We start from the raw sequence: 24,562 nt of genomic DNA, 5'->3' as shown, positions 1-24,562 counted from the left end.
GACAGCTGTCATGGCAGGCTGTCGGGCATGTCTGAGCTTGCAGAGCCGCGCTTTCTCGACGAGCGCGTCGCACACTGGGCAGCCGCGAAGCCTGATGACGAGGCGGTCACCTATCTGAGCCGGACCTGGACCTGGTCTGAGTTCGACGACCGGATCCGCCGGGCGGCCGGAGCGCTGGCGGCACGCGGGATCGGCCGCGGCGACGTGGTCGGCTTCCTGGACAAGAACCACCCCGCGTGTGTGGAAGTGACGCTGGCGGCGGGATCGCTGGGTGCGGCCACCACGATCGTCAACTTCCGGTTGGCCGGCGACGAGGTCGAATACGTCCTCAACGACTGCGGCGCCAAGGTGTTGTTCGTGGGCGAGGAGTTCGTCCCGACGGTGGCATCCATCCGCGACCGGTTGCCCGGCGTGGCCGAGATCATCGTGGTCGCCCCCGAAGGCGACGACGAGTACGAGGCGGTGCTGGCCGCGGCCACTCCCGCCGAGCGTGCACCTGACCTGCACACCGAGGACACCGTGGTGGTGATGTATTCCTCGGGCACCACCGGCCGGCCCAAGGGCGTCACCATCAGCCACGCCAATCTGATCGCACACACCGTCAACGCCTTCGACGAGTGGCCGTTCAAGGATGGCGACAAGAATCTCGTCTCGATGCCGCTGTTCCACGTCGGTGGCACCTCGTACATGCAGTTCGGGCTCTACAACGGCGCCCCCAGCTACATGACCCGCGACATCGACGGTGCGGCACTGGCCGGTGGCATCCTGGCCGGCTGCAACCGGACCTTCCTGGTACCGGCCGTGCTGGCCACGGTGCTGCAGGCCGGCCCGGACGCGGTGGCGCTGTTCGGTGCGCTGAAGACCTTCTCCTACGGTGCCTCGCCGATGCCGTTGCCGTTGCTGCGCGAAGCACTCAAGGCCTGGCCGGACACCGACTTCATCCAGGTGTACGGGTTGACCGAGGTCTGCGGGGTGGCCACCCGGCTGGGGCCCGACGATCACCGCGGGGACAACCAGGACCGGCTGGTCAGTGCCGGTAAGCCGATCAACGGTGTGCAGGTGCGGATCGTCGATCCGGACACCCTCCACGACGTCGCGGTCGGCAAGCAAGGTGAAATATGGTTCCGGACAAAGCAGTTGATGAAGGGGTACCACAACCTGCCCGAGGCCACCGCGGAGGCCGTCACGCCCGACGGTTGGTTCCGCACCGGGGACATCGGCCGCCTCGACGAGGACGGCTATCTGTTCGTCGAGGACCGGATCAAGGACATGATCATCACCGGGGGTGAGAACGTCTACTCGATCGAGGTCGAGCGGATCCTGGCCGAGCACCCGGCGGTCGTCGAGGTCGCGGTCTTCGGGGTGCCCGACGAGAAGTGGGGCGAAGCCGTCAAAGCCGTTGTGGCACTGCAGGACGAGACTCCCGAAGCCGAATTGATCGGGTGGGCCCGCGAGCGTCTGGCCGCCTACAAGTGTCCCAAGACCGTCGATGTGGTGGCGGCGTTGCCGCGCAACCCCACCGGCAAGATCCTGAAGCGTGATCTGCGCCAGCAGTATTGGGAGGGTCGCGAGCGCGCCACCGTCTGAGTGACAGCGGCATCGCAGAAAAGACTGCGCTGTGCGGCTATTTTTCTCGGTCCGGCCGGAGTAGTTTTGCGCCCATACGTGTGCCCGAAGATACGGGGGATACGGCATGGCGGATACACGTGAATTTCAGAAACTGGTCCGGACAGCGGCGATCCTGACCGTCCTGCTGGTGACGGTCGGACTGCTCGGGCCGCCGCAACAAGCCGGCGCCTGGTCCAGGGCGGGGCTGCCGGTCGAGACGGTGATGGTGCCGTCGGCGGCCATGGGGCGCGATGTCAAGGTCCAGTTCCAGGGCGGCGGAACCCACGCGGTCTACCTGCTGGACGGCCTGCGTGCCCGCGACGATGCGAACGGCTGGGATATCGAGACCCCCGCCTTCGAATGGTTCTATGAATCCGGGCTGTCGGTGGTCATGCCGGTCGGCGGCATGTCGAGCTTCTACACCGACTGGTACCAACCGGCTGCGGGCAACGGCAGGGTGCAGACCTACAAGTGGGAGACGTTCCTGACCAGTGAGCTGCCGCAGTGGCTGGCCGCCAACAAGGGCGTGTCGACGACGGGCAATGCCGTGGTCGGCCTGTCGATGTCGGGCAACTCGGCGCTGATCCTGGCGGCCTTTCACCCACAGCAGTTCAGCTACGCGGGGTCGCTGTCGGCGTTCCTGAACCCGTCGGTCGGGGTCTGGCCCGGTCTGATCGGGTTGGCGATGAACGACGCCGGCGGATTCTCGTCCGCCGCCATGTGGGGCCCGCAGGGAGACCCGGCCTGGGCACGCAACGATCCGACGCTGCAGGTGGGGCGGTTGGTGTCGAACGGCACCCGGATCTGGGTGTACTGCGGGACCGGCACGCCGGGGGAGTTGGGCGGCGGCGGGGTGTCCGGGCTGCTGGAGAACACCGCGCTGCAGAGCAACCTCAACTTCCGCGACCAGTACGTCGCCGCCGGCGGGACCAACGCGGTGTTCAACTTCCCGCCGACCGGGACCCACAACTGGGGCTACTGGGGTGCGCAGCTGCAGCAGATGAAACCGGATATGCAGCGGGTGCTGGGCGCCGCCTGAGCGTGCTTCGGCATGATGGGCGACATGGTGAATGCGCCGTCGCTGGAGGAGATCCTGGCACGCCTGCATGTCGTCGCGCTGCCGATGCGGGTCCGGTTCCGCGGCATCACCGTTCGTGAGGTGGCGCTGTTCGACGGCCCGGCCGGCTGGGGCGAGTTCGGCGCGTTCCCGGAGTACGGGCCGGCCGAGGCCGCGCACTGGCTGGCTGCCGGGATCGAGGCCGCCTACCAGCCGGCACCCGCACCCGTGCGGGACCGCATTCCGGTCAACGCGACGGTGCCGGCCGTGGATCCGGCCCGGGTGCCGGAGGTGCTGGCCCGCTTCCCCGGCGCGCAGACGGCGAAGGTGAAGGTCGCCGAGCCCGGCCAGACGCTGGCCCACGACATCGCCCGGGTCGACGCGGTGCGTGCGCTGGTGCCCAAGGTGCGGGTGGATGCCAACGGTGGCTGGAGTGTGGCCGAGGCGGCGACCGCCGCGGCCGCCCTGGGATGCCTGGAGTATCTCGAACAGCCCTGTGCCACAGTCGAAGAGCTCGCGACGCTGCGTCGCCAGATCGCGACCCCGATCGCGGCGGACGAGTCGATCCGCAAGGCCGACGACCCCCTGCGGGTGGCGGCGCTGCGGGCGGCCGACGTGGCGGTGGTCAAGGTCGCCCCGCTGGGCGGGGTCCGGCGGCTACTGGAGATCGCCGGGCAGATCGGGATCCCGGTGGTGGTGTCCAGTGCGCTGGACAGCGCGGTCGGGATGTCACGCGGGCTGCTGGCCGCGGCCTGTCTGCCGGAGCTGCGGTACGCGTGCGGGCTGGGGACCGGCGGACTGTTCGTCGAGGACGTGGTCGATCCGGTGGCCCCGGTCGACGGCTGCCTGTCGGTCGGGTCGGTGGTTCCGGATCCGGCCCGGCTGTCCGGGTTGGCCGCGCCGGGGGAGCGCAGGCAGTGGTGGATCGACCGGATCCGGGAGTGCTACCCGCTCATATCCGAGTAGTCCACTACGCGATCCCCCGCGGTGCGACTGTCGGACACTGCTGGGTATGAGTCGTTTCCGGGTGGGGCTGATGGACCCGCTGATCGCGGGCCGGCCTTCTGCCGACACATTTGTCAGGGCCACATATCTGACCGCGCTCGCGACGCGGGTCGACTCGTTCTGGGTGCCGGACCATTTGAACGCACTGTTCCCGCGTTCGCTGTGGCAGCCCAAATACTGTGGTGCGGCCAAGTTCCTGCCCTCGGCTGACGCCTGCCTCGAACCGTGGACCATGCTCGGTCACATCGCCGCGCGCAATCGCGTCGGGCGGTTCCACCTCGGCGTCGGCGTCACCGACACCGGCCGGCGCAATCCGGCGGTCACCGCGCAGGCCGCCGCCACCATGGGCCTGCTCAGCAAGGGCCGGTTCATCCTCGGCATCGGTCCGGGCGAGCGCGAGGGCAACGAACCCTACGGGGTGCCGTGGGATCGGCCGGTGGCCCGGTTCGAGGAGGCGATGGCGACCATCCGGGCCCTGTGGAACTCCGGCGGCGAACTGGTCAACCGGGATTCGGAGTTCTTCCCGCTCCGCAATGCCATCTTCGACCTGCCGGCCTACCGGGGGAAGTGGCCGGAGATCTGGGTGGGCGCGCACGGGCCGCGGATGTTGCGCGCAACCGGCCGCTACGCCGACGCCTACTTTCCGGGGTTCCCGCACACGCCGGCGGAATACGCGCAGCGGTTGGACGTGGTTCGCTCCGCGGCCTCGGATGCCGGCCGCGACCCGATGGCGATCACTCCCGCCGTATGGCTGCCGGCCGTCGTCTGCCGCACCGATGACGACCTCGACGAGGCCTTGGAGTCCGAAGTCCTGCGGGCCGGAATGTTGAACGCCTCCGACGCCTATTTCGCGCAGCACGGGGCACAGCACCCGCTCGGCGGAGGCTTCGCCGGAGCGCAGGACCTCCTGCCCCAGGACTGGGACGAGCAGACGGCACTGGCGCTCATCGAGAAGGTGCCCAAGCAGGTGGCCCGCAACGCGGCGCTGTGCGGACGTCCCGAGGAGGTCCTGGAACGGGCGGCGGTGTGGCGTGATCACGGGGTGCGCCACCTCGTCATCGCCGATTTCACCGGCATGCAGCGGAATCTGCGGAAAGGGATTACGGCCAAGCCGTTGGTGGCGAGGGTTCTGCGGTCGCTGCGCCGGCTGTGAGTGCCGGTCCGGCACAGAATTTGGGGGCAGAACACCTTCGGAGAAGCAGTACTACCGGTAGTACCGCGGTCCCGGTGGTACTGCCGGTAGTACCACGTTTCGAAACGCATTGCGGCTGCCGACTCAGAAGTCGTGCCGATCCTGCCGATTCACCAGTTTCTGCACCACCCACTGATTGAGCGACACCCGCTGCTCGGCAGCCTCGACGGCCAGGTGAGCGTGCAGTTCCGGGGTCAGCCGCAGCACGAACTTCCCGCTGTATTCGCGGTCGGTGAGTGAATCCGGTGGTTTCCAGTCGGCGGCGAGCGCCCCGGCCACATCCTCGTTCACCAGCCGCTCGACGGCGGCGATGGCCTCGCCCGCCGTCTGACCTCGGCCGCGCAACCCGGGAAACTCGAGGCAGTGACCGATGTAGCACTGCTCGGTAGGCGACCACATCGCCCGGTAGGTGTACTGCTTCATCCCCGCAGCATCGTCCGACCGTCCGACATGTCCTGATCTGTGGGGACCATGGCGTAGACGCCATCCGGAAACTCCCTCACCATGAGATGCGTGAAGCGATCGGTGGTGCTGCTCGGCTATCCGGGCGTGCAGGCACTCGACCTGGTCGGTCCGTACGAGGTGTTCACCGCCGCCTCGCTGGCACTGGCCGGACTGGGGCGCCACGAGGACGGCTACGACGTCGTCGTCGCCTCCCCGGACGGTCGCCCCGCCAGCACCGGGACCGGTCTGGAGATCGTCGCGCACCGGCTGCCGGCCCACCCGGTCGACACCGTGCTGATACCCGGCGGCGCGGGGATCGACGATCTCCGTCGCGACCCCGCGGTGCTGGACTGGCTGCGGCGCTCGGCCTCCACCTCGCGGCGGGTGGTCAGCGTCTGCACCGGGGCGTTCCTGGTTGCCGAGGCCGGCCTGCTCGACGGCTGCCGGGCCACCACCCACTGGGCCTTCGCCGACCGGCTGGCCGAGGAATTCCCTTCCGTGGCAGTCGATCCCGATCCCATCTTCCTGCGCAGTTCGGACACGGTGTGGACGGCGGCCGGTGTCACCGCGGGCATCGATCTGGCGCTGACCCTGGTCGAGGAGGATCACGGCACCGACCTCGCGCAGACCGTGGCCCGGTGGCTGGTGCTCTACCTGCGCCGCCCGGGCGGGCAGACCCAGTTCGCCGCCCCGGTCTGGGCGCCGCGCGCCAAACGGGCCCCGATCCGCGAGGTCCAGGAAGCCATCGAGGCCGAACCCGGTGGCGCACACAGCATCAGCGATCTGGCCCGACGCGCCGCGATGAGCCCGCGGCACTTCACCCGGGTCTTCACCGACGAGGTCGGAGAAGCGCCCGGCGCCTACGTGGAACGGATCCGGACCGAAGCCGCCCGGCGCCAACTGCAGGAAACCGACGACACCGTCACCGTCATCGCCGCCCGGTGCGGCTTCGGTACCGCAGAAACGATGCGGCGCAACTTCGTTCGTCGCATCGGCATAGCGCCCGACCATTACCGCAAGACCTTCGCCTGAGGAGAGATGATGCAGATCGCCATCGTGCTGTACCCCGGATTCACCGCGCTGGACTTCATCGGTCCCTACGAGACGCTGCACTACCTGCCCGACGCCGAGGTCAGGTTCGTCTGGCATGAGCCCGGCCCCGTCACCGCCGACTCCGGTGTCCTGACCGTCGGCGCCACGCACTCCTTCGCCGAGACCCCGTCCCCGGACGTCATCCTGGTGCCCGGCGGGCCGACCACCTTCGAGCACGCCCGCGACGAGCCGGTACTGGCCTGGCTGCGCAAGGCCGACGCGACCTCGACCTGGACCACCTCGGTCTGCTCGGGGTCGGTGTTGCTGGCCGCGGCCGGGTTGCTGGAAGGACGCAAGGCCACCTCCCACTGGCTCGTGGTCCCGATGCTCAAGACCTTCGGGGTGAGCGCGGTCGGCGACGAGCGGGTGGTGCATCAGGGCAAGTACGTCACCGCCGCGGGGGTGTCGGCCGGTATCGACCTGGGGTTGTGGCTGGCCGGGCAGATCGCCGGTGAGGCCAAGGCCAAGGCGATCCAACTGGGCATCGAGTACGACCCGCAGCCGCCGTTCGACTCGGGCCACATCTCCAAGGCCTCGGCGGCCACCAAGGCCGGCGCCACCGCCCTGCTCTCCCGGGACGTGCTCAAGCCGGCCACCCTGAAGGCCAGTACAGCGCTGCTGTGGGACCAGGCGATCCGCAGGGTGCGCGCCCGCAAGTAGGCTCGAGCAAGTGAATCTTGCTTACGTCGACAAAGGCGGCACCGGCGAACCGGTGCTTTTCATCGCGGGCCGCGGCGGCGCAGGCCGCACCTGGCACCTCCACCAGGTGCCGGTATTCCAGCGCGCCGGCTACCGCGTGATCACGTTCGACAACCGCGGCGTCGGGGCCACCGAGAACGCCACCGGCTTCAGCACCGAGCAGGTGGTGGCCGACACCGCCTCGCTGATCGAGAAGGTGGTCGGTGGACCGGTCCGGGTGGTCGGGGTGTCGATGGGTTCGTTCATCGCCCAGGAGCTGATGGTCTCGCGACCCGAGCTGGTGAGCCAGGCCGCGCTGATGGCAACCCGGGGCCGGCATGACGGCGCCCGCGACTTCTTCAACAAGGCCGAACGCGAATTCCACGAGGCCGGCATCACCCTGCCGCCCAGCTATGACGCGAAAATCCGCCTGCTGGAGAACTTCTCACCCAAGACCCTCAACGACGACCGGGCCGTGCGGGACTGGGCCGAGATGTTCACCATGTGGCCCACCAAGTACACCCCGGGCCTCAAGAGCCAGCTTGCCGTTTCCCCGGAGGGCAACCGGCTGCCCGCCTACCAGCACATCAAGGTGCCGGTGCTGGTGATCGGCTTCGGCGACGATGTGCTGATGGCCCCGCACCTGAGCCGGGAGGTGGCCGACGCCATCCCGAACGGTCGCTATCTGGAGATCCCCGACGCCGGTCACCTGGGGTTCATCGAGCACCCCGACGCCGTCAACGAGGCCATCCTGGAATTCTTTGCTGAACCAAAGCTCTAGGCTGTTCTGGTGAACCCCTCGACGACCCAGGCCCGCGTCGTCGTCGACGAACTCATTCGCGGCGGCGTGCGGGACGTGGTGCTGTGCCCCGGGTCACGCAACGCCCCACTGGCGTTCGCGCTGCACGACGCCGACCGCGCCGGGCGGATCCGCCTGCACGTGCGTATCGACGAGCGCACCGCCGGCTATCTGGCGATCGGTCTGGCGGTGTCCGGGCAGGCCCCGGTGCCGATCGCGATGACCTCGGGCACCGCCGTGGCCAACCTGGGCCCGGCGGTGGTGGAGGCCAACTACGCCCGGGTCCCGCTGATCGTGCTGAGCGCCAACCGCCCCTACGAACTGCTGGGCACCGGCGCCAACCAGACCATGGAACAACTCGGCTACTTCGCCGGGCAGGTGCGGGCCAGCATCAGCCTGGGTCTGGCGGAAGGACCCGGGGGCGAGCGGAGCGACGGGGGGCGTCTGCGTGATCTGGCCGCGCTGAACGCCCAGTGGCGCTCGGCCACCTGCCGGGTTCTGGTGGCGGCCAAGGGATCCCGCAGCGCCAACGCGGGACCGGTGCAGTTCGACATACCGCTGCGCGAGCCGCTGGTGCCCGACCGCGACGACGCGGGTGACATTCCGGCGGGTCGCCCGGACGGCCGGTCCTGGACCCACACCCCGCCGGTCACCTTCGACCAGCCACTGGAGATCGACCTCACCCCGAACACCGTCGTCATCGCCGGACACGGTGCCGGGTCGCACCCCAACCTGGCCGGGCTGCCGACCGTGTCGGAGCCGACCGCCCCGACAGGCCTGCACGCGGCCAACCCGCTGCACCCGCTGGCGTTGTCGCTGCTGCACCCCGAGCAGGTCATCATGCTGGGCCGGCCGACCCTGCACCGGCCGGTGTCGGCGTTGCTGGCCGACCCGTCGGTGCCGGTCTTCGCGCTCACCACCGGCCCGCGCTGGCCCGATGTGTCCGGTAATTCGCTGGCCACCGGCACCCGGGCGGTCACCACCGGCACACCCGACCCGGCCTGGTTGCGGCGGTGCGCCGAGTTGAACGAGCGCACCTGCGCGGCCGTGCGGACCCAGCTCGAGCAGCACCCGCACACCACCGGCCTGCACGTCGCGGCCGCCGTCGCCGACGGACTGCGCGACGGGGACCAGCTGGTGCTCGGCGCCTCCAATCCGGTGCGTGACATCGCCCTGGTCGGGCTCAGCGCGCCCGGGGTCAAAGTGCGGTCCAACCGCGGCGTGGCCGGTATCGACGGGACCGTCTCGACGGCCATCGGCGCCGCACTGGCCCATGAACGCAGCGGGGAGGACGGCGGGTCGCCCCGATCGCCGAAGACGATCGCGCTGATCGGTGACCTGACCTTCGTGCACGACAGCTCCGGGTTGCTGATCGGGCCGACCGAGCCGCGCCCGCGCAACCTGACCATCGTGGTGTCCAACGACAACGGCGGCGGCATCTTCGAACTGCTGGAGCAGGGCGACCCGCGGTTCTCCGATGTGTCCTCGCGCATCTTCGGCACCCCGCACGACGTCGACATCGCCGCGCTGTGCCGGGCGTATCACGTGGACAGCCGCCAGGTCGAGGTGGACGCGCTCGCCGACGTACTGCGCGAACCCTTCGAGGGCATGCGGGTACTGGAGGTGAAGGCCGACCGGTCCTCGTTGCGGGCGCTGCATGCCGCCATCCGGGCGGCACTCGGGTGAACTCCCTCGCCGCGCTGAAAAGCCGCTGGTGGCACAGGCTTCCGCGGATGTTCGGCGACGGCACCGAAACCCGGGCGCAGCGCGTCATCCGGCGGGTGCGGGTGGGCATCATCCTCGGTGCCGCCCTGGTCACCTTTCAGTCGGTGCTGCTGGTCATCGGTGCCTGGGAGAACGACCGGCGGATCGAACGCAACATGGCGGTGGCTGCCGCCGAGGTGCTCGACGCCGGCCCGCGCCGTTCGACGATCGAGTTCGTCACCCCCGACCGGATCACCTACCGGCCCGAACTCGGGGTGCTCTACCCGTCCGAACTCGACACCGGCATGCGGATCTACGTCGAATACGACCGCACCGACCCCGATCTGGTGCGCGTGCGGGACCGCAACGCGGCGTTGGCCATCATCCCGGCGTTGTCGATCGCGGTGCTGGGCTGGCTGATCGCCGGCGTGGCGCTGCTGGTGGTCGCGGTGATCGCCCGGCGGATCGCCGAGCCGGTCGCCGCGGATCAGGTCGAGGCGACCAGTTTGTCCAGCCAGTCCTTGTCGTAGATGTCGACCTTACGATCGTTCATCAGGTCGTAGACCGTGGGTGTACCGGTGTTCAGCGGATCGATCAGATACAGGTATTCGTAGTTCATCTCGTCCATCTCGGCTGCGTCCACCGCGCCCTCACCGTCGGCGATACGCTGCGCCAGTTCCTCCGGGACCCCGGCGGTGCGGGCCTTCTCGGCCATCTCGTCGTCGGTCGGGCCCTTGCCGGACGGATCCTGGTCTGCCCACAGTTCCTCGACGAAGCGCTGGAATGCGACAGCCGGGGTGCGGTCATCCTGGGCCACCACGAACAGCGCATTGCTGACCCGCTCGGAGTAGTGGTAATCGGCGGTCTCCAGGAACGTCATCGGCCGGTAGGTCACCGCGAGTTGACCCGTCGCAAGGTAATGCCGGATGGAGTCGCCGGCGTCGCGCTGCAGGTCCGCGCAGTGTGAGCACTGCGGCTCGGCGAAGATCTCGATCTGCACCGGCGCGTCGGCGAACCCGGCGACCACCCCGTAACCGTCCTCGCTCACCTGCGTCAACGGCTTGTCGGGGTCCGATTGCGCGCTGCCTTCGATCTGGCGGCTGCAGCCCACACCGGCCAGCAGCGTCAAACCGGTGAGCAAGGCCAACATTCGATGCACGTGGCCCACCGTACCGTCGTCGAGGTGTTCGCACGCCCGATGCCCGCGCGCAACCGTGCCGCCACCCGGCGCTGAGACAGTGCTGGTGTGCGCGTTGCGATCGTTGCCGAATCCTTCCTCCCGAATGTCAACGGCGTCACCAACTCGGTACTGCGGGTGATCGAGCATCTCCGTCGCACCGGCCACGAGGTGCTCGTCATCGCGCCGGACACCCCGCGGGGCCAACCGCCCGCCGACCGCGTCCACGACGGTGTCCGGGTGCACCGCGTGCCGGCACACATGTTTCCCACCGTGACCTCGCTGCCGCTGGGTGTGCCGCGCCCCCGGATGGTCGGCGTGCTGCGCGGTTTCGATCCCGACGTGGTGCACCTGGCGTCCCCGGCCCTGCTGGGCTGGGGTGGTGTGCACGCCGCCCGGCATCTGGGGGTGCCGTCGGTCGCGGTGTTCCAGACCGATGTGGCCGGCTTCGCCGAGAGCTACGGCGTCGGCGTGCTGTCCCGGGCATCCTGGGCGTGGACCCGCCGGCTGCACAGCAAGGCCGACCGGACCTTGGCGCCGTCCACCTCGGCCATGGAAAACCTTGCTGCCCATGGTGTTCCCCGGTTGCACAAGTGGGGTCGCGGGGTCGACATCACGGGTTTCGTGCCCTCGGCCCGAGATGCCGCGTTGCGTGCCCGCTGGTCGCCCGGCGGTAGGCCGATCGTCGGCTTCGTCGGCCGGCTGGCACCGGAGAAGCACGTCGAGCGGCTGGCCGCGCTGGCCGCACGCCCGGACCTGCAGCTGGTCGTCGTCGGCGACGGCATAGACCGCGCCAAACTCGAATCCAAGATGCCGACAGCGGTTTTCACCGGTGAACTGCGCGGTGCGGCGCTGGCGGCGGCCTACGCCAGCATGGACGTCTTCGTGCATCCCGGTGAACACGAGACGTTCTGCCAGGCAGTGCAGGAGGCGATGGCCTCCGGTCTGCCGGTCATCGCGCCCGACGCCGGTGGCCCACGCGACCTGATCACCCCGATGCACACCGGCCTGCTGCTGGGCGTCGGCGAGTTCGAGTCCCGGTTGCCCGGCGCGGTCGAGCATCTGCTCGCCGAGCGGCCGCGTTACTCGGCCGCGGCCCGGCGCAGCGTGCTCACCCGGACCTGGCCGGCGGTCTGCGATGAGCTGATCGGCCACTACGAGGCCGTCCAATCCCGGCGGGCGCCCGCGTCTGTACGCCGACACGCCGGGTAGGCGGACAGTCTGCGGTCGCTCCGCGGCAATAAACCCGCCACGCCGGCCGCCCGCTCCACCGACAATTGGTCGGTGAGCAACTCCACCCAGTCCCCGTCGACGTGGGCGCCGCTGCGATCACCGATCTACCGCGCGCTGTGGATCGCGCAGCTGGTCTCCAACTTCGGCACCTGGATGCAGACCGTCGGCGCGCAGTGGATGCTGGTCGGCGACCCGCGGGCCGACGTGCTGGTCCCGCTGGTGCAGACCGCGACCACCCTGCCGGTGATGCTGCTGGCGTTGCCCTCGGGGGTGCTGGCCGACCTGATCGACCGCCGCCGGCTGCTCATCGCCACGCAGGCAGCGATGGCCGCCGGTGTGGGACTGCTGGCCTGCCTGACCGGCGCCGGGCTGACCACACCGACGGTCCTGCTGATGTTGTTGTTCATGATCGGCTGCGGTCAGGCACTGGTGGCCCCTGCCTGGCAGGCCATCCAGCCTGATCTTGTTCCCGCTCAGCAGATTCCGGCGGCCGCGGCGCTGGGGAGCATGAGCGTCAACCTGGCCCGGGCCATCGGCCCCGCCATCGCCGGCGTGCTGGTATCCCTGTCCGGCCCCACGTTGGTCTTCGCGCTCAACGCGGTGTCCTTCGGCGGAATCGTGATCGTGCTCGTGGTGTGGCGGCCGGTCGCGGTCGAACGCAGTGAACCGCCGGAGCGGGCGCTGGCGGCGCTGAGTGCGGGTGGCCGGTTCATCCGCAGTTCGCCGATCGTGCGGCGGATCCTGCTGCGCGCTGCCTTGTTCATCGCCCCCGGCAGCGCCCTGTGGGGGCTGCTCCCGGTGATCGCCAGCAGGCAACTCGGCCTCTCGTCTGCCGGGTACGGCGTACTGCTGGGCGCTCTCGGCGCGGGTGCGGTGCTGGGCGCGTTCCTGCTGTCGCGGCTGCGGTCGCGCTTCGGCCAGAACGCGCTCCTGACCACCGGCGCGGCGGGTTTCGCAGCGGCCACCACGGTGCTGGCGCTGGTGCCGAACTTCGCCGCCGCGGTGGTGGCCCTGCTGGTGGGCGGGGCGTCCTGGCTGCTGTCGCTGTCCACGCTGAACGCCTCCATGCAGCTGAGCCTGCCGTCCTGGGTGCGGGCCCGCGGCCTGTCGGTGTATCAACTGGTCTTCATGGGCGGGCAGGCGGTGGGCTCGCTGGTGTGGGGCCTGGTCGCCGCGGCCTCCACCAGCGTCACCAGCCTGCTCATCAGCGCCGGCCTGCTGGTGGTGTGCGGGCTGTCCTCGCTGTGGTGGCCCCTGCATGCGCGCACCGGGGACATCGACCTGACCCCGTCCACGCACTGGCCCGAACCGAACCTGGTGTTCGACCCGGCACCGCTGGACGGCCCCGTCCTGGTGATCACCGCGTACCGGGTCAGTCCGGAGAACGAGCACAACTTCCTCGCCGCGATGGAGGTGCTGGGCCGGTCCCGGCAGCGCACCGGGGCGGCCCAGTGGCGGCTGTTCCGCAGCGTCGAACACGAGTCGACGTTCGTGGAGACCTTCGTGGTGCGCTCCTGGGGGGAGCACATGCACCAGCACCACACCCGGCTCACCGGCCACGATCTGCTCGTCGAGCAGGCCGTCGAGCAATACACCGACGGGGTGCCGGTGTCAGAGCACTACCTCGCGGTGCGTGACTGACCCGACCTGGCCCGACCCCCGCGGAGGAAAATCAGCCCTGCGCCTCGATGGACACCGGCTGCCACTCCCGCCACGTCGCCAGCCGCTGCGCATAGTCGGCCTCGGCCAGCTGCAGCGGCAACTCACCGAAGAACACCCGCAGCGGCGGCTGCTCGGCGTCGACGATCTTGAGCACCGCGGCGGCCGATGCCTGGGGATCACCGGACTTCGCGGTGCGCTTGGCGCGGGCCTCCTGAGCCTGCCTGTGCGCCTCGGCATACTCCGGCAACTGGGTGGCGTGCCGGGCCGAGGACCCCGCCCAGTCGGTGTCGAAGCCACCCGGTTCGATCAGTGTGACGTGGATGCCGAAGCCGGCGACCTCCTGGGCGAGCGCCTGCGAGAAGCCCTCCAGGGCCCACTTCGAGGCGTGGTAGATCCCGACGTTCTGGAAAGCGGTGATCCCGCCGATCGAGGACACCTGGATGATGTGCCCGCTGCGCTGGGCCCGCAGGAACGGCAGCGCGGCCTGGGTCACCCACAGCGCGCCGAACACGTTCGTCTCGATCTGGTCGCGCGCCTGCGCCTCGGACAGTTCCTCGATGAAACCGAACTGCCCGTACCCGGCGTTGTTGACGACCACGTCGAGCCGGCCGAAGTGCTCATGGGCGGTCCGGACCGCCGCGAAGTCGGCCTCCCGGTCGTTGACGTCGAGGTGCAGCGGCAACAGCGCATCGCCGTACTTGGTGGCCAGGTCCGCCAGCGTCGCGGTGTCCCGCGCGGTGGCGGCCACCTTGTCGCCGCGCTCCAGGGCGGCGATCGTCCATTCCCGTCCGAAACCCCGGGATGCCCCGGTGATGAACCAGACTTTTTCAGCCATAACGTCTCTCCTCGTGATGCCGTCTTCTCAGGCGGTTCCAACGTCATCACGGAATCCCCATTCCCGGAAGGTCGGGACTCACAGGTAGTTTTAATCCGATGAGTAGGGCGTCGCTGGAGAAGGACCCGCACGAGGTCGCATCGATGTTCGATGGCGTGGCCCGCCGGTACGACATCACCAACACCGTGATGTCCCTGGGACAGGACCGGTACTGGCGTCGCGAGACCCGGTCGGCGCTGCAGATCGGCCCGGGGGACCGGGTGCTGGATCTGGCCGCCGGGACGGCGGTGTCCACCGTCGAGCTGGCCACCTCGGGGGCCTGGTGCGTGGCCGCGGACTTCTCCGTCGGGATGCTGGCCGCGGGTGCGAGCCGCGATGTGCCCAAGGTCGGCGCCGACGCCACCCGGCTGCCGTTCGCCGACGGCTCGTTCGATGCGGTGACCATCAGCTTCGGGTTGCGCAATGTGGTCGACCACGTCGCGGGCCTGCAGGAGATGGCGCGGGTGACCCGCCCCGGCGGGCGGCTGGTGGTGTGCGAGTTCTCCACCCCGACCAACGGACTCTTCGCCACCGCGTACAAGGAGTACCTGATGGGCGCGCTGCCGATGATGGCGCGTGCGGTGTCGAGCAATCCCGACGCCTATGTGTATCTGGCCGAGTCGATCCGGGCCTGGCCGACGCAGGTGCAGCTGGCAGAGCGGATCCGCGAAGCCGGCTGGGAAGCGGTGCGCTGGCGCAATCTGACCGGCGGGATCGTCGCGCTGCATGCCGCGGTGAAACCGCTCTGAGTCGCGGTGACCCGAGGACGAAGCTGAGTGAGCATCGCAGCGAGGCACGAGCGAGGAGCGGAGCGAAGCGGAGACGAGACATGAGTACGCCGGTCCTGGCGCTCGCCGGTTTCCTCGGTGCCGGTAAGACGACGCTGCTCAACCATCTGCTGCGCAACAGCCGCGGTGTGCGAATCGGGGCTCTGGTCAACGACTTCGGCGCGGTCAATATCGACGCCATGTTCGTCGCCGGGCAGGTCGACGCGATGGCTTCGCTGTCCAACGGGTGCATCTGCTGCGCCACCGACGCGTCCGAGGCCGCCGAGATGCTGGGCCGGCTGGCCGCGGTGCGGCCGGCCCTGGACCTGATCGTGGTCGAGGCCAGCGGCGTCGCCGAACCGCCGGTGCTGGCCCGCACCATCGCGACCGCGGGCGACGACCGGTTCCACTACGCCGGGCTGGTGCTCGTCGTCGACGCCGCCCAGCCCGCCGACCTGGGGCACGGGGTGCGGGTGGCGGATCTGGTGGTGCTCAACAAGGTCGGTGCAGCCGCCGATCCGGACGCGGTGGCGGCCCGGGTGCGCGCACAGAATCCGGTGGTTCCGTTGGTGCACACCGATTTTGCGCGGGTCGACCCGACATTGTTGATCGATCCGCCGGTGCGCCGGCCGCCGCAGGGGCCCACCCAGTTGTCGCTGGACGAGCTGCTGCGCGAGGACTCCGACCATCACGACCACGCACACCCGGCCTATCAGAGTGTGCAGTTCAGCGCCGAGGCGCCGGTGAATCCACGCCGGTTCCTGGCCTTTCTGCAGGACCGCCCGGCCGGGCTGTACCGGGCGAAGGGCTTCGTCGATTTCGGGGCGGCCGGCCGCTACGGCGTGCAGCTGGTCGGAAGCTCGCTGCGGTTCGACAAACGCGGTGCCGCGGGGCGGGGCAGCACGCTGGTGCTCATCGGCACCGGCCTCGACGAGGACGCGGTGTTGTCCGCGCTGCAGGACTGCACCCGCGAGCCCGCCGACGAGAACGCCATGCTGGCCGTGCACAAGTACATCGTGTGACCGGAGTATCCTGGCCGCTCGCCCGATCCACGAGGAGTCGCAGTGTTCAAGGTCAACGAGTATTTCGACGGTGCCGTCGCGTCGATCGCCTTCACCACTGCGGACGGGCCGGCGACGGCCGGGGTGATGGCCGTCGGCGAGTACGAGTTCGGCACCTCCCAGCTGGAGATCATGACCGTGGTGTCCGGCGCGCTGACGGTCCTGCTGCCCGGTCGCGACGATTGGGAGACCTTCGCCGCCGGAACACAATTCACGGTGCCCGCGGACAGCAAGTTCAAGGTCCGCACCGAGGTCGAGACCGCCTACCTGTGCGAGTACCGCTGACGCCGGACTAGGCGGCGACCCGGGCCCCCACCCCGGCGCACAGGGCGTTGACGTGGCGCACGGTGTGGGCGATGTGGTTGACGCCGGGCACCGCGTCGGTGGTGTCATAGCTGACGTGCGGTCCGGTCCGGGTGGCGATGAACTGCAGCGCCAGCACGGCCGCCTCGATGATGTCCACCACCGTGGCGCCGTGAGCGGCGCCCGGGGGCAGCACCGCGACTGCGGGGTTGTTCAGCAGCTGACCCGCCAACCCGGCGGACGGACCCAGCGCCGCCAGTCCGCCCAATCCGCCCAGCGGCCCGAGCAGGTCGACCAGCAGTTGCACCACACCGCGGGCGATCGACTGGACCATCGGCAGCGGTGTCGGGGCCAGACCGATGTCCACCCCCATCGAATAGAAGGTCCGGATGATCTTGCCGGCCCCGTTGAGCGGGGTGGCCGTGTACAGGTCGATACCCGGCGCGCCGTTGGCCGGCCCGTTGGCCGCGTAATGCCAGCGCGGATCGGGCACCGTGATGCGCGCCGGGCTGATGCCCGCACCCCCGGGATCGGGTGTGCCGCCGCCGGTCACCGCCTCCGGCCGCATCGGGTCGCCGAAGCTGAAACCGCCGACGAAGTCCGGGAATCGGTGCTCAAGCACCCCACCGGGCAGCAACTCCAGATACACCTCGCCCGCGCACTGGGCGCCCTGGCTGTACCCGCCGAGCCCGAAGGTCTGATGTGGGTGCGCGTCGATCCAGTCGATGGCCCACTGCTTGCCGATGGCCACACTCTGCCGGTAGCTGGGCGCGTTCGGGTCGGGGCTGGAGACCGGCCCGAACGACCACGGCGCCTGCGCCGGTACCTCGAAGACGAGGTCGGGGTCGGCGTTCTGCACCACCCAGGAGCTGTATCCGGTGCCCGGTGGCGCCCAGGTTCCCGAGAACGTCAGCCAGGCGTGACGTACCCGGCGCACCCCACCGATATCGGCGAGCAGGTCGCCGAAATCGGTCATTGCGGTACACGTTTCGCGGGCGCCTTCTTCGCGGCCTTGGCTGCGGGGCGTTTACGGGGGATCGGCCTGCCGTTCCCGTTGCCGTTGGTGCGCACCTCGCTCTCGACGAACGCACTGGGCGGCAGGCCATTGGCGGAGCGCCACTGGATCGCGAACTCCATCAACTCCAGCAGCACGTCACCGGAATCACGTTCGACACCGTCGGAAAACACGTGCCGCCAGGCGATCTGCTCGTTGATCGGCACGATCTGCTCGAAGGCGTCGGTGTGTCCGGCGTGCTCGGTGCCATCCGGCTGCCTGCGGTTCCACGGTCCGCGTTCGGGGTCGTCGACGATCTGATTGAACGCCCGCGGGTGACGCGAGTATGCGAAGCGCCACTCGAACGGCCAACCGTTCGCCGCGGTGCCCGTGGTGGCGTTGCGAATCTCCTGTGCATCGGTCATGGCGATATCTCCTGTCTGAGTGGTGGGTGTGAGCAGGGCTTTGAGTTCGGAACCCATGGCACGGCAGCGGTTCCAGCGCAGCATGCGGTCCTCCAGACCGTTCACCCCGCCGTTGATCCTGCGGGTCACGCCCTCCAGGTCGTCGGCGTCGGCCTGGGCGTTGATGTCGGGGCGCGCCACCGTCCAGTACCAGACCGCGCCCAGGAAACCGAACTCGTCGTTGCCGAGCAATTCTGGGGAGTCGACGAAGAAGGTCGGTGACGGCACCAGCCCACGGCTGTGCGCCCACTGCGACACCTGGGTGTAGTTGTGCCGGCCGGTCACCTGGATCGGGCCGCGGCCCTTGAAGCGGCGCCCGTCGTCGTGTTGGAGGTTGCCGAGGTCCCTGCGCCCCTCGTAGGCGCTACCGTCGGCGATCTCCTCCATGTACTTCAGCCCGCCGGATTCGTGCCCGATCTGCGCCAGCCACATGGCGATTCGACCCTCACTGGTGCAGTCACTCTCCTGCAAAGCCCGGGACACGGCGGGCAGCAGTGCACGGTACCGGTCGAAGGACACGCTGCCGCCCATCGCGCGCATCAGGATCTCGGCGGTCTGATCGCTCGGTGAATCCGGAGCCAACGGGTTCACGTCGACGTCGGCGTAGCAGTATCCCTTGGGCGGGATCAAGGTGGCAGCCTGGTCGAAGCTGATCCAGTAATTGAACGGGTCGAACCCGCTGTCGGCGATCCACAGCGCACGGCCGCCGGGGGTGTCGTCGTACCCCATGCACGCGACGTAGTGGAAGACGGTGCCGCCCCGGTACTTCGGGGAGGCGCTGCCCTTGACGCCACGCGGGTAGTTCGACGGCGGCGCCACCCAGTTCATCACCGCGCCGAACCCGCTGTTGATCGAGTCGACGATGTCGGACCACAGTTTGTCGCGCTGCGCGGCGGTCGGCGGATCGTTGGGCATGTTCACCGACGTGTACCGGGCGTCGGGGATCTTTTTGTCGAGTACCCGCTCGATGAGCCCGATGAAATCGGTTCCTGCTGTGGTGGTGCCGATCGCGCGGGCCAGGTCACCCTCGGCTTCCCGGATCCCCCGGGAGTTCAGCACCACCTGCGTCGAGGCAGGCCCGCACCAGAACGGTGTCTCCTGCACGACGATGGTCCGGTCGTACGGCAGAATCTTCTCGCTCATCACCACTCCCTGGTCGTCTCTGGCATCACTGGCGATCGTGACGCCGCCGGCGGTCGGTGATGTGCGTAGCCGGGTACTCGTTTATCCGCTCTGTGCCACGCTCGAATTCGAGTACCCGGCTACCCAGGTCGGTGGCCCTCGGCGCTCCTACCGTGGCGGTGTCGGTACCCATCCGCGGAGGAGTTTCGATGAAGAACATCGTGATATGTCTCGACGGCACCTCCAACGAGGTCAAGGCCAAGGCCGTCACCAACGTCTTCAAGATCGTCGAACTGCTGGACCTGCAGGATCCCGATCGCCAGCGCGTGTACTACGACCCCGGCGTCGGAACGCTGCCGGCGCCGGGCGCCTGGAGCGGTGTGGCCAAGCGGGTTTCGGTCCTCGCAGGACTGGCCCTGGGGCGCGGCATCCGGCAGAACATCGCCGAGGCCTACACCTATCTGATGCGGACCTGGGAACCCGGGGACCAGATCTTCGTCTTCGGGTTCAGCCGCGGCGCCTACACGGCGCGGGCGTTGTGCGGCCTGTTACGGACGGTGGGGTTGCTGCGGCCGGGTTCGGAGAATCTGGTGCCGTACGCCATTCGCGTGTATGCCCGGAATCCGCGGGACGCGGACCTGTCCGGCGCGGAAGGCTGGGACCGGATCAACCGGTTCGCCGGTGCGTTGGCACTGCAGACCCCGGGCGCCACGGTGTCCTGCCCCGTTCGCTATCTGGGAGTGTTCGACACGGTGAAGGCCACCAGCTTCATCGGACCCGACTTCAAATGGCCGTGGACGCGCCGGCTGGCGAACGTTCAGACCGTCCGCCACGCGGTGTCGATCGACGAACGTCGCCGGCCGTATCAGCCCTACCTGCTGACGTTTCCGCCAGCAGGCCAGGCGTACCCGCAGATGGAGGAGGTCTGGTTCGCCGGTATCCATTCCGATATCGGGGGCGGATTCCCGGACAACCCCGAGCTGGGCGATATCTCGATGCGCTGGGTGCTGGACGGGGCCGTCGACGCGGGACTGCACATCCGCGACGACGAGTACGCCCGGCGGTACACCCTCGTCGAATCCGACGCCCGCGTGCCGATCAGCCGGATGAGCTGGGGCGGCCGGCTCGCCGGCGCCGCACCGATCGGCAGCCGGCGGGCGGTGCCCGCGGACGCCGTCATGCACGGCAGCGTCGGGATCCGCTGCGATGCCGACGACGCGTATCGACGGTGCCTTCCCGAGTCGGTGACCTTTCTGGACCGGGGCGCCTGGACGGGCGTCCCCGGTGATCGGCCCGCCGCGGTGGGGGTGCCATGAACGCGCGGCACTGCACCGTCACCATCGTCGCGCAGGACCCGAGCGTCGAACGTAACGGGCAGGTGGTCACCGCGGAGGTCAAGATTCCGCGTGAAGACCTCGAGGACGGCCCGATGGGCTGCTCGCTGTATGTCGTCGACTACGACGCGTCCGCCCGCCGGATGTACCGGCCCGCGTCCGTCCGCAAGGGCCCGCCGCAGCTGAAGAAACGCGACGAGATCCTCGCCGACCCGGTGTTCCACGCCTGGAACGTGTACGCGATCGTCATCCGGACGTTGGTGCGGTTCGAATCGGCGTTGGGCAGGCGGGTGCGCTGGGGTATCCGCGGGCACCAACTCAAGGCGGTACCGCACGCGTTCGAGGACGCGAATGCGTTCTACTCGCCCGAGTCCGAGGCGTTGTTGTTCGGCTACGTGCGCGGGGAGACCGGAGCCGAGAACACCTACCTGTGTCTGTCCCACGACGTCGTCGCGCACGAGACCACCCATGCGCTGCTGGACGGGCTGCGCGGCAGTTTCATCTCACCGTCCTCGGCGGATCAGGCGGCGTTTCACGAGGCCTTCGCCGACATCGTGGCGCTGTTGTCGGTGTTCTCCCTGCCCGAGGCCGTCGAGTACCTGATCGACCCGGACGGTGACCGCGACCGGGTGCCGAAATCGGCGCTGTGCGTCGCCCGGCTGGCCGAGACCGACCTGTTCGGGCTCGGCGAGAACGTCGCCCGGGTGGATGCGCTGCGCAGGTCGGTGAAGATCGTTCCGAGCCCGGACCTGTTGCAGGAGGACACATTTCTGGAAGTACACCGGCGCGGTGAGATCCTGGTCGGTGCCGTGATGCGGACCTTCCTGCACGCCTGGCATGACCGGATGAACCGGCTCTTCCCGGGGGAGAACGTGGCCATCGAGCGTGGCATCGTGGCCGAACAGGGCGCCGACATCGCCGATGTGCTGCTGACCATGTGCATCCGGGCGATCGACTACACCCCTCCGATCCATATCACCTTCGACCACTTCCTGAGCGCGATGCTGACCGCCGACCGGGAGGTGCGGGCCGACGACAATCGGTACAGGCTGCGCTCGACCCTGCGGGAGCAGATGGCCGGCTTCGGCATCACCGGCGCCTCCCGCGGCAAGGACGGCTGCTGGCTCAGCCCCGGGGAAGCGGAAGGACTGGCGCACAACGGGGTCCACTTCTCGTCGTTGCAGACCGACGACACCGAGATGTTCCGCCACGTCTGGAACAACCGCACCAAACTGCATCTGAATCCGCACGCGTTCACCCAGATCAAAAGTATCCGGCCTTGCGTGCGAGTGGCGCCCGAGGACGGCTTCCAGGTTCGCGAGACCGTCGTCGAGTGCACCCAGTACCTGAAGATCCCGGCCAGCGAGTTGCCCGCCTACGGACTTCGGGAGCTGAAGTCGTTGCCCTCGGACACGCCCATCGAACTGCGGGGCGGGTCGACACTGGTCCTCGACGAGTACGGCGACCTGAAATACGAGATCTCCGACAAGCTACCCAGTCCGCTGGCTGTCGACCGGACCCCCGAGGCGGAACGGCGGCGGCGCTGCAAACGGTGGAACGACCGGATCCGGTTCATGTACTGCAGCGGGCAGTTCACCGGTTCCGGCAGCGCCGCGGTGTCGTTGGCAGTACGTCATCGGGACCGCAACACCGACCGTGACCTCGACGCCACCGCCGAACTCGACCGGCGGGCGCGCAGTGCGATGGAGGAGTGGAGATGACGCGCAGCCAGAAGTCGGTCAGACGGGCGGGTATCCGGGCCTACAACGTCGGCTTCGGGGACTGCGTACTGCTGTGGATGGATTACGACGACGGCATCCGGCGCGCCATCCTGATCGATTTCGGGTCAACCGAACTGCCGGGGGATTTCCCGAAGAACCACCTGGACCGGGTGGCCGAGGATATCCGCAAGGTGGTGTGTAACCGGACCGAGAACCCCGACCCGTCCATCACCGACGGGCGGCTGCAGATGGTGGTGGCCACCCACCGCCACGCCGACCACATCAGTGGGTTCGGCCGCGCCCGAGCCGCCGCGATCATCCGGGATCTGGGGCCTCGTAAGGTCGTTGCGCCGTGGACCGAGAACCCCCGGCTGCCCTCCGACGCGACCGCCCCGGTCGGGCACAAACGGCTGGTCTCCACGATCGACAACATGCAGTCCTTCGCGGCCGGGGTTCGAACCGAGGCGATCAAACTGGATCGGCTGCAACGCTTTCCCGACGGCGTGGGTGAGCGGTTGCGCTTCCTCGGCGAGAAGAACATCGCCAATGAGCGAGCGGTGCGGTGTCTACAGGACCTGGCCGAGGCCGGCACCGGGATGTACGTCAAGTACGGAGACGACCTGAGCGATCAGCGTCTGCTGCCCGGGGTGACGATCAAGGTCCTCGGCCCGCCGACGCTGGCCGAGGCGCCGTCTCTGGCCCGGCAGGCCCAGATGAACGAGCAGTTCTGGCATCTCGCGTCGAACTGGGGCCGCGCCGCCCGGGGCGGCGACGCGACGTGCGAAGACCTCCGGCCGCTGTTCGCCTCGACGATGACCCGGGTGCCGCAGGCGGCCAGGTGGTTGACCCCGCGCATCGACCGCGCGCACGCCGACAACATGCTCTCGCTGCTGCGGACCATGGATTCGTCCCTCAACAACACCAGCGTGATCCTGCAGATCCGGATCGGTGACTCCCTGCTGATCTTCCCGGGCGATGCCCAGATCGAGAATTGGAGCTGGATTCTGTTCCATGCCAACGGCTTGGAGGCCGACCGGCTGCGCGAGGAGCTGACCCGCACGAACATCTACAAGGTCGGGCACCACGGCAGCCTCAACGCCACACCCAAGACGATGTGGAATCAGTTCCTGCACCGGGGGGAGTCGGACTCCACCGCCAACCGGAGACTGATCACCCTGCTGTCGACCTTGGACGGCAAGCACGGCAGCCGGGAGGACAACACCGAGGTGCCGCGACAAACACTGGTGCGGGCCCTGAAAGCGGAGTCGACCCTGTACAGCACCGAGATCCAGAAGAGCCCGTGGTGGACCGACATCGCGGTACCCGTCCGATGCGATTAGATGAGGTCCTTCTTGCGCCTGATCCGGCGGCGGACATCGCCCATCATCACCTGGCTGCCGCCGTGCCGGATGAACCGCGGCAGGAACCGGTTGACGAACGACACGAACACGAACAGGTTCTCGAACCGACGCTGATCGGCGGCGGAGAAGCTCAAGCCCATCGCGTCGCGGAACACCGGCGCCAGTGACCCGATGGTGAGGAACTTCAGCAGCGGGCCGAAGGTCACCCGCAGCGGCCAGCGGACGATCTTCAGATCCACCATGCGCATCAGGTATTCGCGGATGTGGTCGTCGATGGCCACCCGCTGGCACGCGGTGTTCCAGTAGACGTCGAAATCGGCTCGGGTTGACGGCCATTGGTCCGCGGTGACCTGCAGGGTGGTGCCCAACGGCTGCGCCGAGCGGTAGAACTGTTCGGCCTGCTCGTCGGTCATCGCGCCGTGCAACAACTGGAAGGTGTCCTCGAACCCGACGAACAGGCAGGCTGCCACCCACAGTTGCAGCTCCCGGTCGAAGGCGTTGTAGCGCACCGGGCTGGCGTCGGTGGTCTGCACCTGACGGTGCGCACCGTCGACCGCTTCACGGAACGCGCGACGCTCGTCATCGGTGCCGAGGATGGCCACCGCCAGATACTGCGTGGTGGTGCGGGCGCGCTTCCACGGGTGTTCCATCAGGCTGCCGGATTTCACCCGGCTCTCGGCGACGCCATAGCCGACCTCGGGCCAGGCCAGCTGCATGATCACGTTGGCCGCCGCCCCGGCGAAGGACCAGAAGTCCAGCGCGTCCTGGATCGCCACGTCGCCCCGGTGCCAGCGCGGCGTGCGCTGCTCGATGGTGATCCGGGTGTCGGCGGTGGTGAGACGCGGTGGCGACCCGAAATCGAGGTAGCCCGCGGGCATGGCGCCCCTCCTCCCGAACTTGTCCGGCAACG

At 68.8% G+C, this 24,562-nt stretch carries 23 protein-coding genes; 17 read left to right on the top strand and 6 right to left on the bottom strand.

From position 1 onward, the window contains the following. The first annotated feature begins 27 nt into the window (after positions 1–27). From V4U86_RS23885 to V4U86_RS23870, 4 genes are all read left to right on the top strand, one after another. Positions 28–1,587 (top strand): long-chain-fatty-acid--CoA ligase, encoded by a 1,560-nt coding sequence (locus tag V4U86_RS23885; RefSeq protein WP_395308339.1) that lies wholly within the window; start codon positions 28–30, stop codon positions 1,585–1,587. A 106-nt stretch (positions 1,588–1,693) separates the two neighbouring features. Next, complete coding sequence (locus tag V4U86_RS23880) at positions 1,694–2,647, top strand: esterase family protein (protein WP_395308338.1); 954 nt, start codon at positions 1,694–1,696, stop codon at positions 2,645–2,647. 24 nt (positions 2,648–2,671) lie between these two features. Further along, positions 2,672–3,631 (top strand): o-succinylbenzoate synthase, encoded by a 960-nt coding sequence (locus V4U86_RS23875; protein WP_395308337.1) that lies wholly within the window; start codon positions 2,672–2,674, stop codon positions 3,629–3,631. Between the two features lie 46 nt (positions 3,632–3,677). Then, positions 3,678–4,823: an LLM class flavin-dependent oxidoreductase gene (locus V4U86_RS23870; RefSeq protein ID WP_395308336.1), complete on the top strand. Its 1,146-nt coding sequence runs from the start codon at positions 3,678–3,680 to the stop codon at positions 4,821–4,823. A gap of 123 nt (positions 4,824–4,946) precedes the next feature. On the opposite strand, the gene V4U86_RS23865 is transcribed toward V4U86_RS23870, so the two are convergent. Next, the gene (locus V4U86_RS23865; RefSeq protein WP_395308335.1) at positions 4,947–5,285 is read right to left on the bottom strand and encodes a type II toxin-antitoxin system HicB family antitoxin; all 339 of its coding nucleotides are present in this window, start codon (positions 5,283–5,285) and stop codon (positions 4,947–4,949) included. A 90-nt stretch (positions 5,286–5,375) separates the two neighbouring features. Between V4U86_RS23865 and V4U86_RS23860 the strand changes: the two genes are divergently transcribed. Genes V4U86_RS23860 through V4U86_RS23840 form a run of 5 tightly spaced genes read left to right on the top strand, consistent with a single transcriptional unit; the run spans position 5,376 to position 10,109 of the window. Continuing rightward, positions 5,376–6,338, top strand: coding sequence for a GlxA family transcriptional regulator (locus V4U86_RS23860; RefSeq protein WP_395308334.1), 963 nt, complete (start codon positions 5,376–5,378; stop codon positions 6,336–6,338). A 9-nt stretch (positions 6,339–6,347) separates the two neighbouring features. Then, positions 6,348–7,058: a DJ-1/PfpI family protein gene (locus tag V4U86_RS23855; RefSeq protein WP_395308333.1), complete on the top strand. Its 711-nt coding sequence runs from the start codon at positions 6,348–6,350 to the stop codon at positions 7,056–7,058. 10 nt (positions 7,059–7,068) lie between these two features. After that, a complete protein-coding gene (locus V4U86_RS23850; protein ID WP_395308332.1) occupies positions 7,069–7,857 on the top strand; it encodes an alpha/beta fold hydrolase in 789 nt (262 codons plus the stop codon). 9 nt (positions 7,858–7,866) lie between these two features. Then, on the top strand, positions 7,867–9,561 hold the full coding sequence (menD, locus tag V4U86_RS23845) for a 2-succinyl-5-enolpyruvyl-6-hydroxy-3-cyclohexene-1-carboxylic-acid synthase (protein WP_395308331.1): 1,695 nt from the start codon (positions 7,867–7,869) through the stop codon (positions 9,559–9,561). A 47-nt stretch (positions 9,562–9,608) separates the two neighbouring features. Further along, entirely contained in the window at positions 9,609–10,109 is a 501-nt protein-coding gene (locus V4U86_RS23840; RefSeq protein WP_395308330.1) for a DUF3592 domain-containing protein, read from the top strand. Here the strand turns inward: V4U86_RS23840 and V4U86_RS23835 are convergent. Beyond that, a complete protein-coding gene (locus tag V4U86_RS23835; RefSeq protein ID WP_395312187.1) occupies positions 10,067–10,729 on the bottom strand; it encodes a DsbA family protein in 663 nt (220 codons plus the stop codon). The genes V4U86_RS23840 and V4U86_RS23835 overlap by 43 nt on opposite strands. 96 nt (positions 10,730–10,825) lie before the next feature. Here V4U86_RS23835 and V4U86_RS23830 point away from each other — a divergent pair, with 96 nt between their 5' ends. Next, on the top strand, positions 10,826–11,968 hold the full coding sequence (locus V4U86_RS23830; RefSeq protein ID WP_395308329.1) for a glycosyltransferase family 4 protein: 1,143 nt from the start codon (positions 10,826–10,828) through the stop codon (positions 11,966–11,968). Between the two features lie 72 nt (positions 11,969–12,040). Then, positions 12,041–13,630 carry an MFS transporter gene (locus V4U86_RS23825; protein ID WP_395308328.1) on the top strand — a complete coding sequence of 530 codons (1,590 nt, stop codon included), beginning with the start codon at positions 12,041–12,043 and terminating at the stop codon, positions 13,628–13,630. A 31-nt stretch (positions 13,631–13,661) separates the two neighbouring features. On the opposite strand, the gene V4U86_RS23820 is transcribed toward V4U86_RS23825, so the two are convergent. Beyond that, entirely contained in the window at positions 13,662–14,486 is an 825-nt protein-coding gene (locus V4U86_RS23820; RefSeq protein WP_395308327.1) for an SDR family oxidoreductase, read from the bottom strand. A 98-nt stretch (positions 14,487–14,584) separates the two neighbouring features. Between V4U86_RS23820 and V4U86_RS23815 the strand changes: the two genes are divergently transcribed. From V4U86_RS23815 to V4U86_RS23805, 3 genes are all read left to right on the top strand, one after another. Then, positions 14,585–15,274 carry a demethylmenaquinone methyltransferase gene (locus tag V4U86_RS23815; RefSeq protein WP_395308326.1) on the top strand — a complete coding sequence of 230 codons (690 nt, stop codon included), beginning with the start codon at positions 14,585–14,587 and terminating at the stop codon, positions 15,272–15,274. A gap of 80 nt (positions 15,275–15,354) precedes the next feature. Further along, positions 15,355–16,314: a CobW family GTP-binding protein gene (locus V4U86_RS23810; RefSeq protein WP_395308325.1), complete on the top strand. Its 960-nt coding sequence runs from the start codon at positions 15,355–15,357 to the stop codon at positions 16,312–16,314. Between the two features lie 42 nt (positions 16,315–16,356). Further along, complete coding sequence (locus V4U86_RS23805; RefSeq protein ID WP_395308324.1) at positions 16,357–16,638, top strand: pyrimidine/purine nucleoside phosphorylase; 282 nt, start codon at positions 16,357–16,359, stop codon at positions 16,636–16,638. A gap of 7 nt (positions 16,639–16,645) precedes the next feature. Here the strand turns inward: V4U86_RS23805 and V4U86_RS23800 are convergent, their stop codons facing one another. Further along, complete coding sequence (locus tag V4U86_RS23800) at positions 16,646–17,632, bottom strand: hypothetical protein (protein ID WP_395308323.1); 987 nt, start codon at positions 17,630–17,632, stop codon at positions 16,646–16,648. Beyond that, positions 17,629–19,257 carry a C39 family peptidase gene (locus tag V4U86_RS23795; protein ID WP_395308322.1) on the bottom strand — a complete coding sequence of 543 codons (1,629 nt, stop codon included), beginning with the start codon at positions 19,255–19,257 and terminating at the stop codon, positions 17,629–17,631. Before V4U86_RS23795 ends, V4U86_RS23800 begins: the two co-directional genes overlap by 4 nt. Positions 19,258–19,445: 188 nt before the next feature. On the opposite strand from V4U86_RS23795, the gene V4U86_RS23790 reads away from it, so the two are divergent. From V4U86_RS23790 to V4U86_RS23780, 3 genes are read left to right on the top strand one after another with little or no spacing between them, the layout of a single operon-like run. Further along, a complete protein-coding gene (locus V4U86_RS23790) occupies positions 19,446–20,552 on the top strand; it encodes a DUF2235 domain-containing protein (protein ID WP_395308321.1) in 1,107 nt (368 codons plus the stop codon). Next, positions 20,549–22,291 (top strand): hypothetical protein, encoded by a 1,743-nt coding sequence (locus V4U86_RS23785; RefSeq protein WP_395308320.1) that lies wholly within the window; start codon positions 20,549–20,551, stop codon positions 22,289–22,291. The genes V4U86_RS23790 and V4U86_RS23785 overlap by 4 nt, the downstream gene beginning before the upstream one ends. Further along, positions 22,288–23,631, top strand: a complete 1,344-nt coding sequence (locus tag V4U86_RS23780) for a hypothetical protein (RefSeq protein ID WP_395308319.1) — start codon at positions 22,288–22,290, stop codon at positions 23,629–23,631. The genes V4U86_RS23785 and V4U86_RS23780 overlap by 4 nt, the downstream gene beginning before the upstream one ends. On the opposite strand, the gene V4U86_RS23775 is transcribed toward V4U86_RS23780, so the two are convergent. Then, entirely contained in the window at positions 23,628–24,530 is a 903-nt protein-coding gene (locus V4U86_RS23775; RefSeq protein WP_395308318.1) for an oxygenase MpaB family protein, read from the bottom strand. The genes V4U86_RS23780 and V4U86_RS23775 overlap by 4 nt on opposite strands. Between the last annotated feature and the right edge of the window lie 32 nt (positions 24,531–24,562).

The sequence above is a fragment of the Mycobacterium sp. AMU20-3851 genome (genome assembly GCF_043974665.1).
GTDB lineage: Bacteria > Actinomycetota > Actinomycetes > Mycobacteriales > Mycobacteriaceae > Mycobacterium.
Note: the sequence above shows the minus strand (reverse complement) of the source record. Positions and strands in the feature narration are given on the sequence as shown.